At 60.6% G+C, this 20,360-nt stretch carries 13 protein-coding genes and 1 tRNA gene; 6 read left to right on the forward strand and 8 right to left on the reverse strand.

Translation table 11 applies throughout. The features are described from left to right. Both AC07VI_RS29030 and AC07VI_RS29035 read right to left on the reverse strand, forming a co-directional pair. Positions 1 to 76 (reverse strand) — tRNA-Val (locus AC07VI_RS29030). A 110-nt stretch (positions 77 to 186) separates the two neighbouring features. Then, on the reverse strand, positions 187 to 2,352 hold the full coding sequence (locus tag AC07VI_RS29035) for a S9 family peptidase (RefSeq protein WP_492991831.1): 2,166 nt from the start codon (positions 2,350 to 2,352) through the stop codon (positions 187 to 189). Between the two features lie 168 nt (positions 2,353 to 2,520). Between AC07VI_RS29035 and dinB the strand changes: the two genes are divergently transcribed. The 3 genes from dinB to AC07VI_RS29050 all read left to right on the forward strand — a co-directional run bounded on the left by dinB (position 2,521) and on the right by AC07VI_RS29050 (position 6,168). Further along, entirely contained in the window at positions 2,521 to 3,702 is a 1,182-nt protein-coding gene (gene dinB / locus AC07VI_RS29040) for a DNA polymerase IV (RefSeq protein WP_492991829.1), read from the forward strand. A 116-nt stretch (positions 3,703 to 3,818) separates the two neighbouring features. Then, the gene (locus AC07VI_RS29045; RefSeq protein WP_086146583.1) at positions 3,819 to 4,715 is read left to right on the forward strand and encodes a recombination-associated protein RdgC; all 897 of its coding nucleotides are present in this window, start codon (positions 3,819 to 3,821) and stop codon (positions 4,713 to 4,715) included. Between the two features lie 160 nt (positions 4,716 to 4,875). Further along, complete coding sequence (locus AC07VI_RS29050; protein ID WP_086146582.1) at positions 4,876 to 6,168, forward strand: hypothetical protein; 1,293 nt, start codon at positions 4,876 to 4,878, stop codon at positions 6,166 to 6,168. A gap of 76 nt (positions 6,169 to 6,244) precedes the next feature. Here the strand turns inward: AC07VI_RS29050 and AC07VI_RS29055 are convergent, their stop codons facing one another. The 3 genes from AC07VI_RS29055 to AC07VI_RS29065 form a co-directional block, all read right to left on the reverse strand. After that, positions 6,245 to 9,016, reverse strand: coding sequence for a TonB-dependent receptor (locus tag AC07VI_RS29055; RefSeq protein ID WP_492991826.1), 2,772 nt, complete (start codon positions 9,014 to 9,016; stop codon positions 6,245 to 6,247). A gap of 466 nt (positions 9,017 to 9,482) precedes the next feature. Continuing rightward, entirely contained in the window at positions 9,483 to 10,160 is a 678-nt protein-coding gene (locus AC07VI_RS29060; protein WP_086146580.1) for a PEPxxWA-CTERM sorting domain-containing protein, read from the reverse strand. A gap of 200 nt (positions 10,161 to 10,360) precedes the next feature. Then, a complete protein-coding gene (locus tag AC07VI_RS29065) occupies positions 10,361 to 10,846 on the reverse strand; it encodes an asparaginase domain-containing protein (protein WP_086146579.1) in 486 nt (161 codons plus the stop codon). Between the two features lie 155 nt (positions 10,847 to 11,001). Between AC07VI_RS29065 and AC07VI_RS29070 the strand changes: the two genes are divergently transcribed. Next, positions 11,002 to 11,775 carry an L-asparaginase gene (locus AC07VI_RS29070; RefSeq protein WP_086146578.1) on the forward strand — a complete coding sequence of 258 codons (774 nt, stop codon included), beginning with the start codon at positions 11,002 to 11,004 and terminating at the stop codon, positions 11,773 to 11,775. Here the strand turns inward: AC07VI_RS29070 and AC07VI_RS29075 are convergent. Continuing rightward, the gene (locus tag AC07VI_RS29075; protein ID WP_099375492.1) at positions 11,763 to 12,776 is read right to left on the reverse strand and encodes a D-2-hydroxyacid dehydrogenase family protein; all 1,014 of its coding nucleotides are present in this window, start codon (positions 12,774 to 12,776) and stop codon (positions 11,763 to 11,765) included. The genes AC07VI_RS29070 and AC07VI_RS29075 overlap by 13 nt on opposite strands. 328 nt (positions 12,777 to 13,104) lie before the next feature. On the opposite strand from AC07VI_RS29075, the gene AC07VI_RS29080 reads away from it, so the two are divergent. Beyond that, on the forward strand, positions 13,105 to 14,976 hold the full coding sequence (locus tag AC07VI_RS29080; protein ID WP_086146576.1) for a phosphoenolpyruvate carboxykinase (GTP): 1,872 nt from the start codon (positions 13,105 to 13,107) through the stop codon (positions 14,974 to 14,976). A gap of 203 nt (positions 14,977 to 15,179) precedes the next feature. Here AC07VI_RS29080 and AC07VI_RS29085 read toward each other — a convergent pair whose 3' ends face one another. After that, a complete protein-coding gene (locus tag AC07VI_RS29085; RefSeq protein ID WP_139842549.1) occupies positions 15,180 to 16,394 on the reverse strand; it encodes a hypothetical protein in 1,215 nt (404 codons plus the stop codon). A 67-nt stretch (positions 16,395 to 16,461) separates the two neighbouring features. Then, a complete protein-coding gene (uvrA, locus tag AC07VI_RS29090; RefSeq protein ID WP_086146574.1) occupies positions 16,462 to 19,311 on the reverse strand; it encodes an excinuclease ABC subunit UvrA in 2,850 nt (949 codons plus the stop codon). A 381-nt stretch (positions 19,312 to 19,692) separates the two neighbouring features. On the opposite strand from uvrA, the gene ssb reads away from it, so the two are divergent. Then, complete coding sequence (gene ssb / locus AC07VI_RS29095) at positions 19,693 to 20,202, forward strand: single-stranded DNA-binding protein (RefSeq protein WP_076569341.1); 510 nt, start codon at positions 19,693 to 19,695, stop codon at positions 20,200 to 20,202. Positions 20,203 to 20,360 lie beyond the last annotated feature (158 nt).

Below are 20,360 nucleotides of genomic sequence, written 5' to 3' on the forward strand. Positions count from 1 at the left end.
TGGTGGGTGCTGAGAGGCTCGAACTCCCGACCTACGCCTTGTAAGGGCGCCGCTCTACCAACTGAGCTAAGCACCCGTTGCTTGTCTCAGAAAACCATCCCGACGTTTGTCACCACGTCTGGAAGAGGCGCTATTATAGGACGGCTGAAATCCTTGTGCAAGGGCTTTTTCCACCTTTTTACCGTTTTAGCTGTCAATGCCCCATTGCGACAGCATCCACGCCATATTGAAGGCGTTTTCGGCAATGGCGTTATAGCGGCCCGACGCGCCGCCGTGGCCGGCGCCCATATTCGTTTTCAGCAGCAAGGGATTGCTGTCCGTCTTGTAGGCGCGCAGCTTGGCCACGTATTTCGCCGGTTCCCAGTACATGACCTGGCTGTCGTTGAGGCCCGTCGTCACCAGCATGGCCGGGTAATTCTTGCGCGCAATGTTGTCGTAGGGCGAGTAGCTGAGCATGTAGTCGTAGGCCGCCTTCTGGTTCGGGTCGCCCCATTCCAGGTACTCTCCCGTCGTCAGCGGCAGGCTGGCGTCCATCATGGTGTTCATCACGTCGACAAACGGCACGGCCGCGTGCACGGCGTGGAACAGTTCGGGGCGCATGTTGACGACGGCGCCCATCAGCAGGCCGCCCGCGCTGCCGCCCTGGATGATCAGGCGGTTCGGGCTTGTCCATTTTTCGCGCACCAGGTAGTCGGCGCTGTCGATGAAGTCATTGAAGGTGTTTTTTTTCTTCATCAGCATGCCGTCTTCATGCCACGCTTCGCCCATGTCCGTGCCGCCGCGGATGTGCGCCTGCGCGTAGATGACGCCCCGCTCCAGCAGGCTGATGCGGCTGATGGCAAAACTGGCTTCCGTCGAAATGCCGTAGGAACCATACGAGTACAGCAGCAGCGGCGCGGAACCGTCGAGCTTGACGCCCTTCTTGTAGACGATCCACAGCGGCACTTGCACGCCGTCGCGCGCCTTTACCCACAGGCGCTGCGTCGTGTAGCGGCTGCCGTCAAAGCCGCCGACGATTTCCTGCTGTTTCAGCACCGTGCGCTGGCCATCCTTCATGCTGACGTCGATGACGGTGGGCGGCGTGACGGGCGACTGGTAGGACATGCGAAATTGCGTGGCAGAAAACTCCGGCGTGCCGGCCGCCGTGGCCAGGTAGACGGGGTCGTCGAACTGCACGGTTTTCCAGTTCTTTTGCGCAAAATCAAAGATGCGCGCGCGGTTCAGGGCGCGGGCCTTTTCCATCACCACCAGGTAGCCCTGGAAGACGTCGATGGACTGGATCACGGCGTCCTTGTTGTGCGGCACGACGGGCTTCCAGTGCTTCGGCTGCGGGGCGGTGAGCGGTGCGCTGACGATGCGGAAATTCTTCGCGTCCTTGTTGGTCAGAATATACAGCTGGCCGTCGCGGTGTTCGATGCCGTAGCGGTGGCCCTTCTCGCGTGGCAGCACGCTCTGGAAACGGCCTTCCGGCTTGTTCGTTGGCAACAGCAGCACTTCGCTCGTGTCCGTGCTGCGCGCCGTGAGCACAAAGTAGCGCTGGTCGCGCGTGCGGCTCACGCCGATGGCGAACTGTTCCACAGGCTCATGGTAGACCTGCTGCGGCGTGCCGCCCAGCGCCAGGCGGAACAAGCGGTCCGCGCGCTTGGTGGTGGCGTCTTCCTGCGTCAGCATCAGAGTGGCGTTGTCGGCCGCCCAGGCCAGCGAGGTCACGCGCGGCATGCTGTCCGTGAGCAATTTGCCCGTCTTCAAATCCTTGACGTGCAGCTCGTACTGGCGGAAACCCGTCGTGTCCGTGGTGTAGGCCAGCAATTGTTCATTCGGGCTGACGCTAAAGGCGCGCACGGCAAAGAATTTGTGGCCTTCGGCCAATTGATTCTGGTCAAGCAAAATCTCTTCGGCCGCCTGGGCGTCATACGCGCCCTTCGCGCCCACGGGGCGGCGGCAGTGTATCGGATATTGCTTGCCCGCTTCCACGCGCGTGTAATAGTAAAAATTGCCCTGGCGCGCGGGCACGGACAGGTCCACTTCCTGCATGCGGCCCTTGATTTCCGCAGTCAGCTTGTCGGCCAGCGGCTGGATCGGGGCCGTGACGGCCGCCGTGTAGGCGTTTTCCGCGTTCAGGTAGTCAATCACGGCAGGATCGCTCTTCTTTTGCAGCCAGCGGTAGTCGTCCGTGACGATGGTGCCGTGGCGCGTTTCCTGCCAGGCTGTTTTGGCGGCGACGGGGGCGGCAGAAGCCGTGGCGGCGGCATCGGCGGCCAGCGCGGATGACGCCAGCGTGGACAGCAGCAGGGCCGGCAGGATGGATGACCAGGCGGACCGGCGGCGCGCAGCGTGATGGGGGGTGGACAAGGCGGCTCCTTTGAATAGTTGTGTCAGGATTGTAATCTTGCCATTGAGAAAAGCAACTGCGGTGCGCGTGCGTTTCAACTTGCATCCGCGCCCATTTCCGGTAATACTGTATGCATGCACAGTATCTTGCCAGCTTCAGGCAAGCCGACCCGCCGCGAGGTGTTTTTGATGCCATCTGTCCCACCACTTGCCGAACCACCCGCAGCGCGCCGCTGGATAGCCCACCTGGACATGGATGCCTTCTTTGCCTCCGTGGAACTGCTGAAATATCCGGAATTGCGCGGCGAAGCCGTCGTCATCGGCGGCGGGCGCCTGCAGCAGCCCGTGCTGCAGATGGACGGCACGCGGCAATTCGCGCGCATGCGCGACTACGTGGGGCGCGGCGTCGTCACCACCTCGACCTATGCGGCGCGCGCGTTCGGCGTGTTTTCCGCCATGGGCATCATGAAGGCGGCGAAACTGGCGCCCGACAGCATCCTGCTGCCCGCCGATTTCGAGGCTTACCGCGACTATTCGGCCCGCTTCAAGCAAGCCGTGGCCCATCTGTGTCCCGTCATCCAGAACGTGGGCATCGATGAAATCTATGTCGACCTGACGGAACATGGCGAGCAGGCGCCGGCCATGGCGGCGCGCCTGAAGGCGGCCGTGTTCGAGGCGACGGGCCTGTCGTGCTCGATCGGCCTGGCGCCGAACAAATTGCTGGCAAAAATCTGTTCTGACCTGGAAAAACCCGACGGCCTGACCATTTTGTCGCCCGAGGATGTGGAAACGCGGGTCTGGCCCTTGCCGGCAAAAAAGATCAATGGCATCGGCCCGAAGGCCACGGCCAAGCTGGAAGCGCTGGGCATTATCACCATCGGCGAGCTGGCGCGGGCCGACATGGCCATGCTGCGCACGCAGTTCGGCGACCTGTACACGGGCTGGCTGCGCCAGGCGGCGCTGGGCATCGACGAGCGGCCCGTGCAGACGAGCCGGGAAACCAAGTCCGTCAGCCGCGAAACGACGTTCGAGCGCGACTTGCAGGTGGTGCGCGACCGCGCCACCCTGTCGGAAAAACTGGAAGGCCTGTGCACGCGCGTGGCCGGCGACCTCGACAAGCAGTCGCTGGCGGGGCGCACGGTGGGCATCAAGCTGCGCTTCGAGGATTTCAGCACCGTCACGCGCGACGTCACCCTGCCCAGCGCCACGGCGGACGCCGCCGCCATCCTGCGGGCCAGCCGCGATTGCCTGCGGCGCGTGCCATTTGAAAAGAAAATCCGCCTGCTGGGCGTGCGCATCTCGACCCTGTCCGATCCGGCCGTCGCGACGCGGCAGGTTCCCGCCCAGGCGGAGCTGTTTCCCGCCCTGTAGCGGCGTTTCCTACAAGATACATACCGCGCCAGACGGCGCTTTTGACGGCATTTTCACGTCGAAAGTGTAGAATGGCGTTCCCCTGGCACTACTGAAACAAACGGAAGACAAAAACTATGTGGTTCAAGAATCTTCAGATTTACCGCCTGCCCGCACCTTGGGCCTATACGCCAGAACAACTGGAAGAGGCCTTGTCCTCGAACAAATTCACGCCGGCGACCAGCATGGATCTGATGCGCCAGGGCTGGGATACGCCGCGCCCGAACGGCGGCCTGGTCCATGTTGTCAACAAGCAAATGTTGATCTTGCTGGGCACGGAAAAGAAATTGCTGCCGGCCACCGTCATCAACCAGGTGGCCAAGGCCCGCGCCGCCGAGATGGAAGAAGCGCAAGGCTTTGCGCCTGGCAAGAAGGCCATGAAGGAATTGAAGGAACGCGTGGCCGACGAATTGCTGCCGCGCGCTTTCAGCATCCGCAGCAACGTCTGGACGTGGATCGACCCTGTCAATGGCTGGCTGGTGATCGATGCCGCCAGCCCGGCAAAAGCCGATGAAGTCATCAAGCTGCTGTTGAAAGCCGTGGATAAACTGCCGCTGGAAAGCCTGCGCGTGCAGCGCTCGCCCGTGGCGGTGATGACGGAATGGCTGCAGGCTGACGACGCGCCTGCCGGCTTCACGGTCGACATGGACACGGAATTGCGCGCCACGGGCGAAAGCAAGGCCACCGTGCGCTATGTGCGCCACACCCTGGAAGCGGACGACGTGCGCCGCCACATCGCGGCCGGCAAGCAGTGCACGCGCCTGGCCATGACGTGGAACGACAAGATCTCGTTCGTGCTGACGGAGTCCCTGGCCATCAAGAGCGTCAAGCCGCTGGACGTGATCAAGGAAACGGAATCGAGCACGAAGAACGACGAAGAGCGTTTCGACGGCGACCTGATGCTGATGACGGGCGAGCTCGCCAAGCTGATGGCCGACGTGGTCGAAGCCCTGGGCGGCGAAGCGACGGCGTAGGCGCAAGCAGGTATGCGTGACGGACGGCCCGCTGGCATTGCCCGGCGGGCCGTTTTGCATGGGGCGGCCGCTGGCGCCGGCGTGCTGAAATTTTCCATATGGAAATAATATTGCTGTGATATCGTTACTATCCTGATATTGATTATTTCTACATAAATTCATGCATAAATATGTCCGGCGCTGTGGCGCCGCTTTTATCCTCGGGGCCACGCAGATGGCGGCCGCCCAGGCGCAGATTTCCGATGCCACCCTGCGCGGGCTGAGTGCTTGCGATGCCTCTTTTTTCCGCAGCTTGCAGCAGGACGGCGCGGCCCTGGCCGGCAGCGTGCCGCTGGCCACGCGCGGCGATGCCAGCTGGATCAAGGTGCCCAACCGCAATCAGGCCCAGGCCGGCAGCATCGAGTTTGCCGCGCCCGTGCGCGCTGGCGGCGTGACCTTGCTCGGCTATACCGATGAAGTGTCGGACCTGGGCAGCCTGGGCCGTTATTACAGCTGGGCCTTCCTGGTGGCCGGCAAGGTCGATGCGGTGTACCGGCAACTGCAGCCGCTGATCCACGATGCCCGGCGCATGCGCGCCGATGATGGCGCTTATGTGCGTTCCGACGTGCGCCTGCCCGGTGGCCCATGGCAGGCGTTTGCGTCCGCCTCGGGCGTGGCGGCCGGGCGCGACAAGGTTGAACGCGTGTTCCTGATCGAGCCGCACGGCGAGCTCGACGGCGTCGTGCGCGTCGGCTGTTCGCTGCAGGGCGGTGTCGACGCCGCCCTGTTGCGCGAGGCCCGTCCCGACATCGACGCGAGCGAGTATCCGCCGCCGCCAAATGCCACGGGCGCGTTTGACAGCGCACCGCTGCCGCCCGGAGTACTGGCGGCGGCGCAAGCGGCCATGGCGGCGGCGCCCGTCTGGCAGCCGCGCTTCAAGACGCTGTCTTCTTCCCGGGAGTCGACAACGCCGGGCAAGCCCGGGGAAGCATCCGTCGTCGATCAAGAGTGGCGCGTGCGCGATGGGCTGGTCGTCACGAGCGAGAACTACAGCGCCTTTACCATGCAGCGCGTGAAGCTTGCTGGCCTGTTTCAGTTGCGGGCCGCAGAGAAGGGCGATGTCCGCAACGGTTATCTGGCCACCTCCGGCCTGTCGCTGTCGCTGCCGGCGAGTTTGTCCCCGGGCACCCGCTTTCAGGCCAATATGACCACGATCAACGTGCCTGCCAAGCCGGGCGAGCGGCCGGAGCAGGTCACCACGCTGTGTGAAGTGCAGGATACCTTGCAGGCCAGTACGATTTCGGCCAGCCTGCAAGGCGCAGCGACGCGCTTTGTCTGTACCTCACAGGAAAGTGGCTACGTGGTCGAGAGTGCCTTGCTGCATGACCTCGGCGTCGCCATGCAACTGCGTACGGTATCGAAAGCTCACGGCGAGAGCCATTACCGCTATCTGAATCTCCAGATAACAAAATAGCTGTGCGACAAGAAAAAAGCGCCTTGCACGGTGAAGTGCAAGGCGCTTTTCAGACAAGCTAATTCAACGCGTCAAATTAGAACTTGTAGTTGCCGGTGACGTAGAACGAACGCATCATCGGATCGGCGTAGCGTGGGTCGAAACCAACCTGGTGGCCCGACGACGCGCGCAGCGACAGCGGTGGCGCACGGTCGAACAGGTTCTTGATGCCTGCGCGGATCGTGGTCTGCTTGTCAAAGGCGAAACGTGCTTGCCAGTCGAACGTGGTGTACGACGGAACTTGCAGGCGGTAGCCCTTCACTTCTTTTGCGGCTGCCACGTCGTACACGGTCGCGGCTGCATCGGTGTAGCCGTTGCGGTAGTTGACGGTCACGGTGTTGCTCAGGCGGCCAGTATCGAGGGTCGTCGTCAGCTTCATCAGGTTGCGGAACGTGACTTCGTTGGTGTCGCCGAAGAAGTTCATGTTGCTGGTGTACACGTTATTGCTACCGGCTTTGGTGTAGTTGGCGTGCAACATGTGGGTGCCGCTCAACTGGGCGGTCAGCTTGCCGAAGGAAAACTTGTGGTTGGCCGACAGATCCCAGTCGATACCACGGTATTCCTTCTTGCCGATGTTGACCGACAGTTTCTTGAACGCGTAGTAGGTATTGCCGGTCGATGGCTCCTTGTAGGTCGAGAAGCTCGTTGCGTACTTGACCGGATCGGCAAATGCCTGCTCTTCGGTGATTTCCGACACGGCATTGCGCAGTTTCACGTCCCACAGGTCGGCGCCGAACGAGAAGGCCGCGCTAGGCTCGACACGGAAGCCCAGGGTGAACTGTTTCGATTTTTCCGATTGCAGTTCTGGATTGCCTTCCGAGACGGCGTTGTATTGCGTGGTTTCTCCACGGCAGAGCTTGTTGCCTGGATATGGGCAGTCAAATTTCTTGGCGGTAAAGCCGGCGTTAACCAGTGGCTGAGCAATGTCCAGCATGCTTGGCGCCTTGAAGCCCGTGCCGTAGGAACCGCGGATCAGCACGGTTTGTACCGGCTGCCAGCGTGCCGATACCTTGTAGGTATTGGCGCTGTCTTTCTTGCCGACAGTTTTGTTGTTCAGCTTATCGTCGATCGCCTTGACGGCATCGTAACGGCCGCCAACGGTCATTTCGAACGACTTGGCCAGCGGCGCCAGCAACTCGACGAACGCGCCGTAGGTGTCGCGGCTCATGTCGTAGGCAGCCTTGGTGTTGAAGCTGTAGACGTCGCTGCCGGTGGCGCCTGGCGACTGCTCATAGCGGTAGGTGCGGTAGTCGCCGCCGATACCGAGGCTGGCCTTGCCGCCTGGCAAGGAGAACAATTCACGCGAGCCGTGTGTGTCGACGCCGCGCATCGTGGTCGAGGCGGTACGCACCGAACCGACGAACTGGGCGCCAGCGATTTGCGCTTGCACGGATGGCTTTTGCGTCACTGCGAACGGATCGAACTCCGGATTGGCCAGGATGTCCTTGAATGCCTGGTTTTTCTGGTAACCGCCCGTGTAGCGCTCGTCGATCGAGTTTTGCGACCAGGTCAGGCCACTTTCGAAGTTCCACGCACCCAGTTCGCCTTCCACGCCCACCACCATGTGCTTGGTTTGGGTAACGGTCTGGCTGGCACGCAAACCAAAGTCGGTGCTGCGGTAGTTGGCCGTGATCGATTGGATGTCTGCCTGTTGCGCTGGCGACAGGAACGGTTGTACGTACGTCGCGTAGGCGGCCGGATTGTTGAATACCAGCTTCTCAACTTTGGTGACAGGGTCTTTTACCGTTTGCGCGATCGAGATGGGGATCGGGTTGGCGGCGATACGCGCCGTCAGGTCGTAGCGCGAGTAGGCCAGTTCAGCAAACGCGTTCAGGCTGTCATTCAGCTTGTACGTTGCTTTGGAGAACAGGCTGTCGCGTTTCGATTGCGGCACGATTTCCACGGTGGAACCGGTGTCGAAGCCGCAAGCGTTTTTATTGCTGGTCGTGACGTAGGAATTGTCAGGGCAATTTCCCTGGTTTTGCCGCAGATATGGCGTGAAGGCGGTCGAGGAGGGGTTGTTGTTGTAGGCAACAGTAGCGCCTGCCGGCGAGGCCGAGGTGCTGGTGCGGTCCCAGATGTAGTTCTTGCCGCCGCGGTTGAATTTCAGGTACGAGGTATCGGCGAACGTGCGGTCGGTCGCTACCAGTTTCGACTGCTCGTCGTGGCGGTACGATACCAGCACGTTGAAGCGGTCTTCGTCCAGGTCGCCGAAACCATAGGTGACGCTGGTGTTCCAGGCGTTGCCGCCCTTGTCTTCCGGGCCGCCGTACGTCGCTTCCAGGGTGGCGCCCTGCTGGTTTTTCTTCAGGATGAAGTTCAGTACGCCGGCGATGGCGTCCGAGCCGTACAGGGCCGAAGCACCGTCGGTCAGGATCTCGACGCGCTCAACGGCGCTCATGGGAATGGCGTTCAGGTTGACCGTGGTGCCGGAGCCTTGTGGCGCGATGCGGCGGCCGTTCAACAGCACCAGGGTGTAGGTTTCGCCAATGCCGTGCAGCGATGCACTGGTATTGCCGCCCGAATCGGAACCGGCAGCAACGGCGCCGATGGTAAAGCCTTGCATGGCGGGCAGGGCCTGGATCAGGTCGGCAACCGAAGTGGCGCCCGACTTGGCGATCGCTTCTTGCGACAGGCGCTGCACTGGCAGTGCGCCTTCGACGGCGATACGCTTGATGCTCGAACCGGTAATTTCAACTTTTTGAATTGCTTCTTCCGCCATGGATTGGCCGGAGAACAAGACGCTACCTGCCAGGACGGCCAGGGCCAGGCGTACGCTGCGCACGCCGATTTTTTCTTTAAATGCCATTGTAACAATTACTCCGTAGTAGTTTTAATAACGACAAGCGGTACACGAGCACCGATAAGGCCATCGGGTAGATGGCCTGCGGCGGCGTGTACGGTAGGCGGAACCACGTCTGAGGGAGGTGGAAGACTACTAAGCGCAATATTGTTATAAATGCACTTATAACTTGTCGAGGCGAACATTATGTCGTCTCAGCAAGAAAAATTGGACTCTCACCGTGTCGGATTTGGCAGGAATTTAGAGATACTGAAGAATATTTGTGAATGTGAAAAATATGCAGTTTTATATTCTTCTATATCAATGTTTTTAAAAATGATCAATGGTGTTTTTTTACAACACATAATTATTATCTTGGCAATTTGATGTTTTACCAATAATAATTTTCTTTCATCCCCTGCGCTGAAGAATTTCCGACGGACGAAAAAAAGCCCGCGCGGAGCGGGCTTGTCGAGGTGCTGCAGAGTGAAAATCAGGCGGCTTGCTGGCCTGCTTTTCTGCGGCGCGCCATGAAACCAACGAGGCCGAGGCCGGCGAGCATCATGGCATATGTTTCCGGTTCTGGCACGGCGGCCACCGGTGAGGCGAAAGTACCGGTAAAGGTAGAGTAATTGCCATACTGATTGCTGGCAGATTGTGCGGTGGCGGCACCGTAGCCGAAATACGTGCTGACGCCAACGGTATTGGCGCCAACGGCAACGTTGCTCAAGGTAATGCTGAAATTGGCGGTCGAGCCGGGCGTGTAGACCGATTGCGTATATTGGCCCCACCAGGTGTAGGCCGCATAGCCCGATGGCGCGACCAGGTTTTGCGAGCCATTGCCGCCCAGGTCGAGCAGGCCGCTGCTGCCTTGCGACCAGTAGCCAGGCGCACCATTGAAGGGCGCGGGCGCGCTGGAGCTGACCACGGTGGCGGCGACGGGCACGAAGATCGTGAAGCCATCGAGGCCGGTCTGGCCGCCGATGCCCTGGTTATTGTTCAGGACGCTGTAATCGAAGGTCCAGGTATTCACGCCTGCTGCGCTGGCCGATGCCGTCACCGTATATTCATTTGTCAGGCTGGTCGTCGCGTGGGCAGTGCTGCTCAGCGCAAATACGGCCGCAATGGCGCCCAGTGGAAACAGGTGTGCAGTCGATTTGCGCAAGGTCATGATGAATTCCCGAAAGGGGTTGGTCGATGACGCGAATATAGCATCGATGCACAGGAAAAAATTGCAATTATGAACAAATATATTGTTTTTTTGCTTCTTTCATTTCCTCATGGAAATTATGGCCTGTATTCTTTATTTTTCTGCAAATGTTGCAGCCGGTTTTTGTTGTTGCGCTGCGACGTTGCCGCAGCGCAATTACCTTACAGGGGCTGGAACACGCCGGCGGCGCGGTTCTTTTGCACATTGTCCCAGGCAAAGATCTGGCCATTCATGGCCACGTACACGCCGGCCGGCAGGGTTTGCGCCACGCCGCAGGCAAAGCCCAGGTTGAACAGGGCGTCGGAATTGTCGATTTCGTAGGGAATCATCGCGCCCGTCAGGATGACCGTTTGCTGCAGCTTCGCCGCGCCCAGCACTTGCGCCGTTTCGCGCATGGTGTCGGTGCCGTGGATGATGACGATGGCTTTTTCCTGCGCCGCGCGGCACGAGGCGAGCACGCGCTGGCGGTCCCCATCCTGCATGTCGAGCGAGTCGAGCAGGGGCAATTGCTCCAGCGCCACGGGCGCCGTCATGCGCGCGCGGGCTATCGCTGCCGGCAAATGACTGTCGGAAAAGCCCAGGGTGCCGTTCAATTCGTTGTAGTGTTTGTCGAAGGTGCCGCCGGTGGCGAGTATGCGCAAAGTCATGATGTGGTCACGATGTCAGTGGAGAATGACGGGCATGATATCGTGGATTGGCACGATTGCGTGAATGGCCCTGCGGAGGCGTGGCGCTTCTGGAAAATTCGGCCATCTGTGAGTACACTTGTTTCTTTGCTCGCCCCCTGGCCCGACATTCCTGTATGAAAGCGCTCGCTCCCGGCACCGTCATTTTCCACCGCCACCGCGGCTACGGGGTGATCACGTCCGTCAATTTGCTGACGGGCTGGATCGCCGCCCGTTTCGGCAGCGAGGCGCGGACCCTGGACCTGAACCTGTCCACCGACGACGTGCAGTTTGCCGATGGCGAAGCGATCCTGTTCCGCCGCGCGCCGCCCGACCGCATGCCGCATGCGCGCCTGATGGCCATGGTGCGCGAGCTGCACCAGGCCGGCTATCAAAAGCTGTATCTGTATTCCTGGCCCAAACCGTCCGGCCTGCACTGGCGCTGGCATCTGTTTACGGGGCCGCGCGACTGGATGCAGCGGCCGTGGCGCGAAGGCTGGTACGGCTCGGGCGCCGATTACAACGTCAACCCCGTGATGGGCTGGGGCGACACGCCCGGCGCCTCTACCGGCGAGCTGATCGACGCGCTGGCCCGCTTCGACCCGCAGGGCCTGGCCCAGGCGCTGGGACGCGACGATGACCATAGCGACTGGTTCGGCCGCGTCTGCGACGCCTTGCTGCCCAACTATATGTACAGCCTGGACATGCCGCGCGCCCCGGGCGAACCCTTGCCCGACATGCCGCCCGTGCCGGTCGTGGCCGTGCGCGCCGGCGTGGCGTCGTATGGCGGCCCGGATATCGCCTGGCCGCCAGGCTGGGCCGGCCTGTGGCGCGGCCGCCATGTGCTGCCCGCGCCCGCCATCCGCCTCACGGGCGAGCCGGACTTGTTGAAGGGCTTTCAGCGCTCCTGAGGGGCTTGCTGCGCATGCTGCAAGGCTTCGGGATTGAGCAGGCGCGTGCATTGACCCTGCGCAAAATCGACGATGTTTTGCAGGGCGTAGCGGAAATACAGTTCATAGCTGTCACGCTCGACGTAGCCCAGGTGCGGCGTGGCCAGCACGTTCGGCAGCCGCAGCAATGGCGAGCCGGGCGGCAAGGGTTCATCCGTAAACACGTCCAGCGCGGCCGCGCCCGGGCGCCCCTGCTGCAGCGCCGCTTCCAGCGCGCCCTCGGCCACCAGCTCGGCGCGGCTGGTGTTGACGAACAGGGCATCTGGCTTCATGCGCGCCAGGTCTTCGCTTGTTACCAGGCCGCGTGTCTTGTCGGACAGGCGCAGATGCAAGCTCAGCACGTCGGCCTGCTCGAAGAAGGCCGCGCGCGATTCTGCTGCCGTATCACCGGCCGCCACGGCCGCTGCGCGGCTCGCTTCGCTGCCCCACACGAGGATGGTCATGCCGAAGGCGCGGCCATAGCCGGCGATCAATTGCCCGATCTTGCCGTAGCCCCAGATTGCCAGGGTGCGCCCTTTCAAGACCGTGCCGAGCGTGTTGTGCGCCGGCTCGATCGACGACGTTTGCCACAGCCCTTCCTGTAAATGTTGCGCGTACGGCACGATCTTGCGCTGCGCCGCCATGATCAGCGCCCACGTCAGTTCTGCCGGCGCCGTGGGCGAGCCGATGCCTTCCGCGATGGCGATGCCCAGTTCCGTGGCGGCCGCCACGTCGATGTGTCCGCTGACCTTGCCCGTTTGCGATATCAGTTTCAGGTTCGGCAGCTTCGACAGCAGCGCCCGGTTGAAACTGCTGCGTTCGCGGATCAGCACCAGCGCGTCGAACGGCGCCAGGCGGATCGCCAGCTGGCCCAGCCCCCGCGCCGTATTGCTGAACACTTTCACGTCATGTCCATCGAGCAATTGGAAGCAATCGAGGCCGCGCACGGCATCCTGGTAATCATCGAGTATGGCAATTTTCATGGTGGATGGCCGATTTTATTGAGGATTTGGTAGGGAAATAACAGGATACGGGAAATGCTGAATAGCCTACTACATTACTCAAGCTATTCTCCTACATTTTTGCGAGAATAGCTGTTAGGCGGGTGTACAATCGCCGGCACTTTTAAAGCTTCCTGATTATAGTTATAGCGCAAACTGTTCCTGCAGCCTGGGTGCATGATCCAGGTAAACGACCCCAGAGCCCTGCCAGCGTGAGCACCCCGCCCGCAGTGAGCCGCAGCCACCTCTCAACGATGCTGCCTGTCTTGCCGGAATGACCAGAATTTCTTTTATTGGTATTGGAGGTAATATGAATCAGCCCGTCATGGGTGGCGTCGCCGCACTCAACGTCCCAGCTTATATTAAACAACAGAAACTGATCAACTGGGTGGCCGACATTGCCGCGCTGACCAAGCCGGACCGTATCTACTGGTGTGATGGCTCGCAGGAAGAGTACGAGCGCCTGTGCGCCGAGATGGTTGCCAGCGGCACCATGAAAAAACTCAATGCCGAAAAGCGCCCGAATTCCTACCTGGCCTGCTCCGATCCGAGCGACGTGGCCCGCGTTGAAGACCGCACGTATATCTGCTCGGCAACGAAAGAAGCGGCCGGCCCGACGAATAACTGGACCGATCCCGGCGAGATGCGCCACACCCTGAACGGCCTGTTCGACGGCTGCATGCGCGGCCGCACCATGTACGTCGTGCCATTCTCGATGGGCCCGCTGGGTTCGCCGATCGCGCACATCGGCGTGGAACTGTCCGATTCGCCGTATGTCGCCGTCAACATGAAGATCATGACCCGCATGGGCCGTGCCGTGTATGACGTGCTGGGCACCGACGGCGAATTCGTGCCGTGCGTGCACAGCGTGGGCGCGCCGCTGGCGGCCGGCCAGCAAGATGTGAAATGGCCATGCAACAGCACCAAGTACATCGTGCATTTCCCGGAAACGCGCGAAATCTGGTCCTTCGGTTCCGGCTACGGCGGCAACGCCCTGCTGGGCAAGAAATGCTTCGCCCTGCGCATCGCCTCGAACATGGGCTACCAGGAAGCGCAAGCGTCCGACAGCAATCCGGGCTGGCTGGCCGAACACATGCTGATCCTCGGCGTGGAATCGCCGGAAGGCAAGAAGCATTACGTCGCGGCCGCGTTCCCGTCGGCCTGCGGCAAGACCAACTTCGCCATGCTGATCCCGCCGGCAAGTTTTAATGGCTGGAAAGTAACCACCATCGGCGACGATATCGCCTGGATCAAGCCCGGTGCCGATGGCCGTTTGTACGCCATCAATCCGGAAGCCGGTTATTTCGGCGTGGCGCCGGGCACCAACGAAAAAACCAACTACAACTGCATGGCCTCCATGCGCGACAACACGATTTTCACCAACGTGGCGCTGACGGACGACGGCGACGTGTGGTGGGAAGGCTTGACGAAAGAAGCGCCAAGCCATCTGATCGACTGGCAGGGCAAGGACTGGACGCCGGCGTCCGGCACCAAGGCGGCGCACCCGAATGCCCGCTTTACTGTTGCTGCAACGCAAAACCCCGTCATCGACGCGGCGTGGGACGATCCGGCCGGCGTGCCGATCTCGGCCTTCATCTTCGGCGGCCGCCGCTCGACCACCGTGCCGCTGGTGACCGAAGCGCGCAACTGGGTCGAAGGCGTCTACATGGCCGCCACCATGGGCTCGGAAACGACGGCTGCCGCCGTGGGCCAGATGGGCATCGTGCGCCGCGATCCATTTGCCATGCTGCCGTTTATCGGCTATAACATGAGCGATTACTTCCAGCACTGGCTGGACATGGGCGTCAAGGTGGGCAAGGTCAACCCGGCTGCCCTGCCGAAGATCTACTGCGTCAACTGGTTCCGCACGGACGAGGCGGGCAAGTTTGTCTGGCCTGGCTTCGGCGACAACATGCGCGTGCTGAAATGGATGCTGGAGCGCATCGAAGGCAAGGCGGGCGGCGTGGAAAACCTGTTCGGCACGACGCCGCAGTATGGCGACCTGAACTGGGATGGCTTGCCCTTCACGCAAGAACAGTTCGACACCATCACCTCGATCGACAAGGCGGCGTGGCTGGAAGAATTGAAATTGCATACGGAATTGTTTGAAAAACTCGCGTATCATCTGCCGCAAGAATTGGCAGACAACAAGGCTGCGCTGGAAAAGCGGCTGGCTGCGTAAGTTGATTTTAAGCAACACCTGACTGCCGTAGCGCGCCGCGCAGCAGCTTGTCAGGTGTGGAGAGTTGTAGTGGGGGAGAAACACGCCGGCAAAGACTGGCGTGCGATAAATGACACGCCGGCAATGACTGGGGTGCTAGCAAAAAGAGAAACGGCGCGGATTGCATGAGCAATCCGCGCCGTTTTTTTTGTGGCTTTTTGGGTTCAGCGAAACATGGTCGGCACGAAATAGCGCAGATTTACGTCATCTTTCACTTTCGGGCATTGGCCAGGTTTTGCTGCCGGAAAGGATACCGGCAGTAGCGTCGTTTCGTGCAGGCGGTCCTCTACTTCCAGCACGCCGGCAAACGCTTTCACCTGGCGTGGCGCGGGCGACTGGCAATCACCGATTGCCAGTTCGCGTCCTTCGCCATGAAAGCTGCCACCATAGGCAATACTGGTGCACAGCGCCGGCCAATAATGAAATGGAGTAAATTGTCCTGCCGCCGCCATGTGTTGTTGATCTGCCTGCTGTAATTTTTGCTGCATGAAATATAGCAGCAATGAGGCATGCCGCTCGTAGGACGGCGGCAGTGCCAGGCGCAATGGCTGGGTCGCTACCTTGATCCGCCTGCCGCAGCTGCCGTCGTTGCTCGTCACGGGCAGGATTTCACGTCCCGGTGGCCCCTGCGGATGGATCGCAAACGGGGCGGGCTGGTTCAGACTCAACGGTAGGGATTCCATGCGCAAGGCAAGTTTCAGGCGCCGTGCGCCATCGTGGTACTCAATATCATATTGTTTACCAGGCTTGAAGCCCTCGCGGGCTTCGATCCGATACAAGCCGTAGGCTGCATCGACTTCTTCGCTGATGTCGCGCAAGCCCTGCTGCATGGCGAAGCGCTTGATCTTGTCGCCAGTTTGTTGTTGCTTCGGTGCGCTCCAGTCTGAGTCCACGGCGTTCAAGCTGCGGCATATCGGCAGGGAAGCGTTTTTCTGGCCGGTGCATTGCTGCATTTCCGGGCTCGCCAGATAATAGCCTTGCAGTTGTTGCCCCATTTGCTTTTCCACGCGTAGCCGTACCACGACCGGTGTCAGTTTTCGACCCAAACCATGCTCCTGGATACGAAAATTCTTTGTGGACAGGGCGATGGGTTGCCTGACAATGCTATACCTTCCTTCATCCCTGAGCACGTATTCCGGATAAGTTTCAGGCAGAAACAGGACACCGCGCGCATTGGCCGGCAGGCTGATGGTCGCGGGGCCTGCGCTGGTCGCAGGTGTTGCATGCAGGAATTTTCCTGGCTCATCTCCCGTGCAGGAACAGGCCAGTACACTGCCCGGCAGCAGCAAGCACGCCAGTGCCATGCAGCGGGTCCAGCTGAATGGCGATGGTCTGGTTTGCATGGTCTCTCTTGAAGAAGCGGCTTGATTGCCGAGCAAGATAGTTTCCCATAGAAAAATCCCCCGGGCAAGACCATTGGCCGGGGGATTGAGAGGGAGGCGCCGCTTATTGCTGCAGCAGCGGCCCCAGGTACTTGCCCGTCACGCTGGCCGGGTTGACGGCCACGTCTTCCGGCGTGCCCGTGGCGATGATCTGCCCGCCGCCGGCGCCCCCTTCGGGGCCCAGGTCGACGATCCAGTCGGCCGTCTTGATGACGTCCAGGTTGTGCTCGATGATGACGAGGGTGTTGCCCTGGTCGCGCAGGCGGTGGATGACTTTCAGCAGCAAGTCGATGTCGTGGAAGTGCAAGCCCGTCGTCGGTTCATCGAGGATGTACAGGGTGCGGCCCGTGTCGCGCTTGGACAGTTCCAGCGACAGTTTCACGCGCTGCGCTTCGCCGCCGGACAGGGTGGTGGCGCTCTGGCCCAGCTTGATGTAACCGAGGCCCACGTCGAGCAGGGTTTGCAGCTTGCGCGCGATCAAGGGCACGGGCTTGAAGAATGCGTGCGCCTCTTCCACCGTCATGCCCAGCACTTCCGTGATGTTCTTGCCCTTGTATTGCACTTCCAGCGTTTCGCGGTTGTAGCGCTTGCCGTGGCAGACGTCGCACGGCACGTAGACGTCGGGCAGGAAGTGCATCTCGACCTTGATCACGCCATCGCCCTGGCACGCCTCGCAGCGGCCGCCCTTGACGTTGAACGAGAAGCGGCCCGCGCTGTAGCCGCGTTCCTTGGCCGTCGGCACGGTGGAGAACAAATCGCGGATCGGCGTAAACAAGCCGGTATACGTGGCCGGATTCGAGCGCGGCGTGCGGCCGATCGGAGCCTGGTCGACGGAGATGACCTTGTCGAAATGTTCCAGGCCGCTGATCGACTCGTGCGGCGCCGGTTCCGTCTGCGAACCGTACAAATGGCGCGACAGCGCAGGATACAAGGTATCGTTGACCAGCGAGGACTTGCCCGAGCCGGACACGCCCGTCACGCAGGTCATCAGGCCCACCGGCAAGCTCAGCGAGACCTTTTTGAGGTTGTTGCCCGTCGCGCCGGTAATCACCAGCTGCTTTTCCGGATTGCTCGCATGGCGCTTGGCCGGTACGGCGATCTTCAGCTTGCCGTTCAGGTATTGCGCCGTCAGCGATTTCTTGTTTTTGAGAATATCGGACAAGCTGCCTTCGGCGATGATTTCGCCGCCGTGCACGCCCGCGCCGATGCCCATGTCGACGATGTAGTCGGCCGTGCGGATGGCGTCTTCATCGTGCTCGACCACCAGCACGCTGTTGCCGATGTCGCGCAAGTGTTTCAGCGTTTCGATCAAACGGTCATTATCGCGCTGATGCAAGCCGATCGACGGCTCATCGAGCACATACATGACGCCCGTCAAACCGGAGCCGATCTGCGATGCCAAACGGATGCGTTGTGCTTCGCCGCCGGACAGGGTGTCGGCGCTGCGGTCCAGCGACAGGTAATCGAGGCCCACATTGTTGAGGAATTTCAAACGAGAAATGATTTCCTTGACCACGCGGTCGGCGATTTCCTTTTTTGCGCCCGTCAGTTTCAGCTTTTCAAAAAATTCCAGCGTTTCGCGCAGCGGTTTTTCCGCCACTTCATAGATGGCCCGTTGCTGCTTGCCGGTGCCGACCTTGACGAAGCGCGCTTCCACGCGCAGGCGCGCGCCATCGCATGAGGGGCAGCATTTTTCATTGATGAACTTGGCCAGTTCTTCCTTGACGGCCATCGAATCCGTTTCGCGGTAGCGGCGCTGCAGATTGTTGACCACGCCTTCGAACGTGTGTTCCTTGACGACGGTGCGGCCCCGTTCGTTGACATAGCTGAAGGGAATGACTTGCTTGCCGGAACCGTACAGCACGGCCTGTTGCGAATTCAGGTCCAGCTGCTCGAACGGCGTGTCGAGGTCGAATTCGTAAAAAGCCGCCAGGTTCGTCAGCATCTGGAAATAAAACTGGTTGCGGCGGTCCCAGCCCTTGACGGCGCCCGAGGCCAGCGACAGGTTCGGGAACGCGACGATGCGTTTCGGGTCAAAGAATTCAATGTGTCCCAGGCCGTCGCACTCGGGGCAGGCGCCCATGGGGTTGTTGAACGAGAACAGACGCGGTTCCAGTTCCTGCAGGGAATAGCCACACACATTGCAGGCGAACTTGTTCGAGTAAACGTGTTCCTGGGCGGTATCCATTTCGTAGGCGATGGCGCGGCCGTCGGCCAGGCGCAGGGCCGTCTCGAAACTTTCTGCCAGGCGTTGCTTGATCTCCTGGTTCACCTTGACGCGGTCGATGACGACGTCGATCGTGTGTTTTTCCGTTTTCTTTAACTTCGGGAGGTCATCGACTTCATAGATTTTGGCCGCATGCGTGCCGCTCTGCACGCGAAAGCGCACGAAGCCCTGCGCCTGCATCTGCTCGAACAGGTCCACATGCTCGCCCTTGCGGTTGGCGACGACGGGCGCCAGTATCATCAGCTTGGTGTCTTCCGGCATGGCCAGTACGGCGTCGACCATTTGCGACACGGACTGGGCGGCCAGCGCGTTTTCCGGATGGTCGGGGCAGTAGGGCGTGCCCACGCGCGCGTACAGCAGGCGCAGATAATCGTGGATCTCCGTCACGGTGCCCACCGTCGAGCGCGGGTTGTGCGAGGTTGCCTTCTGTTCGATGGAGATGGCGGGGGATAGCCCCTCGATCAGGTCGACGTCGGGTTTTTCCATCAGTTGCAGGAACTGGCGCGCGTAGGCCGACAGCGACTCGACATAGCGGCGCTGGCCTTCCGCGTACAAGGTGTCGAAGGCCAGCGAAGACTTGCCGGAGCCGGACAAGCCGGTAATCACGATCAGCTTGTTGCGCGGCAAATCGAGATTGATATTCTTGAGGTTATGCGTGCGAGCACCGCGAATGCGGATCTGTTCCATGTGATTGCCTTGCTTTCAGTGAGTGGTGCGGCCGGCGCATTGCGGGAACTGCCAGATGAGGAGCCGCAACGGGTCAACCTGTTACTATAGCCGGGTTTTGCTCTGCATGCCTGAGGCAGTCACGGGCGGATTGCGCCGCCAGCTGAACGTGCCCCGGCAAAGTTTGATACAGATGCGTGCAGACGTTTAAACACTGTATATAATACCAGTATTCAAGTTTCTTGTTTTCACCTGCCGTGAAAAAAACGTGTTGCCGCACGGTAGCCGGCGTTCGTTAGAAAGCGGATGCTTTGCGCCGCGTGGTCGCTTATAATCGTCGTTTGGTAAAAAAATCTCACGCGCGGGACTCCGGCTCCCGCAGCCGTTCATCAGGAGTTATTCATGGCATCAGTCAACAAAGTCATCATCGTCGGCAATCTGGGCCGTGACCCGGAAATCCGCTACATGCCTAGCGGCGACGCGATCGCCAACATCGCCGTGGCCACTTCGTACAAATCGAAGGACCGCAACACGGGCGAACAAAAAGAATTGACAGAGTGGCACCGTATCTCGTTCTTCGGCCGCCTGGCGGAAATCGTCGGCCAGTACCTGAAAAAAGGCTCCTCCGTCTACGTCGAAGGCCGTTTGCAAACGCGTAAATACACGGACAAGGACGGCGTCGAGAAGTACGCAACCGACATCATCGCGGAACAGATGCAAATGCTGGGCGGCCGTTCCGGCATGGGCGGCGGCGATGCCGGCGGCGATGACAGCTACGGCGGTGGCGGCGGCTACGAAGCCCCGGCCCCGCGCCAGGCGCCGGCCCCGCGTCCAGCCCCGGCACCGGCGCCACGCCCGGCACCGAAGCCAGCGCCGAATTTCTCGGACATGGATGACGATATTCCGTTCTAAGCACGCCGTTCCGACGCCTGCCGTCAGAGACTGCCGATAAAAAGCCTGCTTCATCCGTGAAGCAGGCTTTTTTTACGGGCATGACCCGTCCTGGAATAAGTTGACACTTTTTCGTTACAGAGAAGGAGTGTCCGATGGAACAAGGGTTTCGACGCAGT

It is taken from the genome of Janthinobacterium sp. GW821-FHT03A03 (assembly GCF_059421435.1).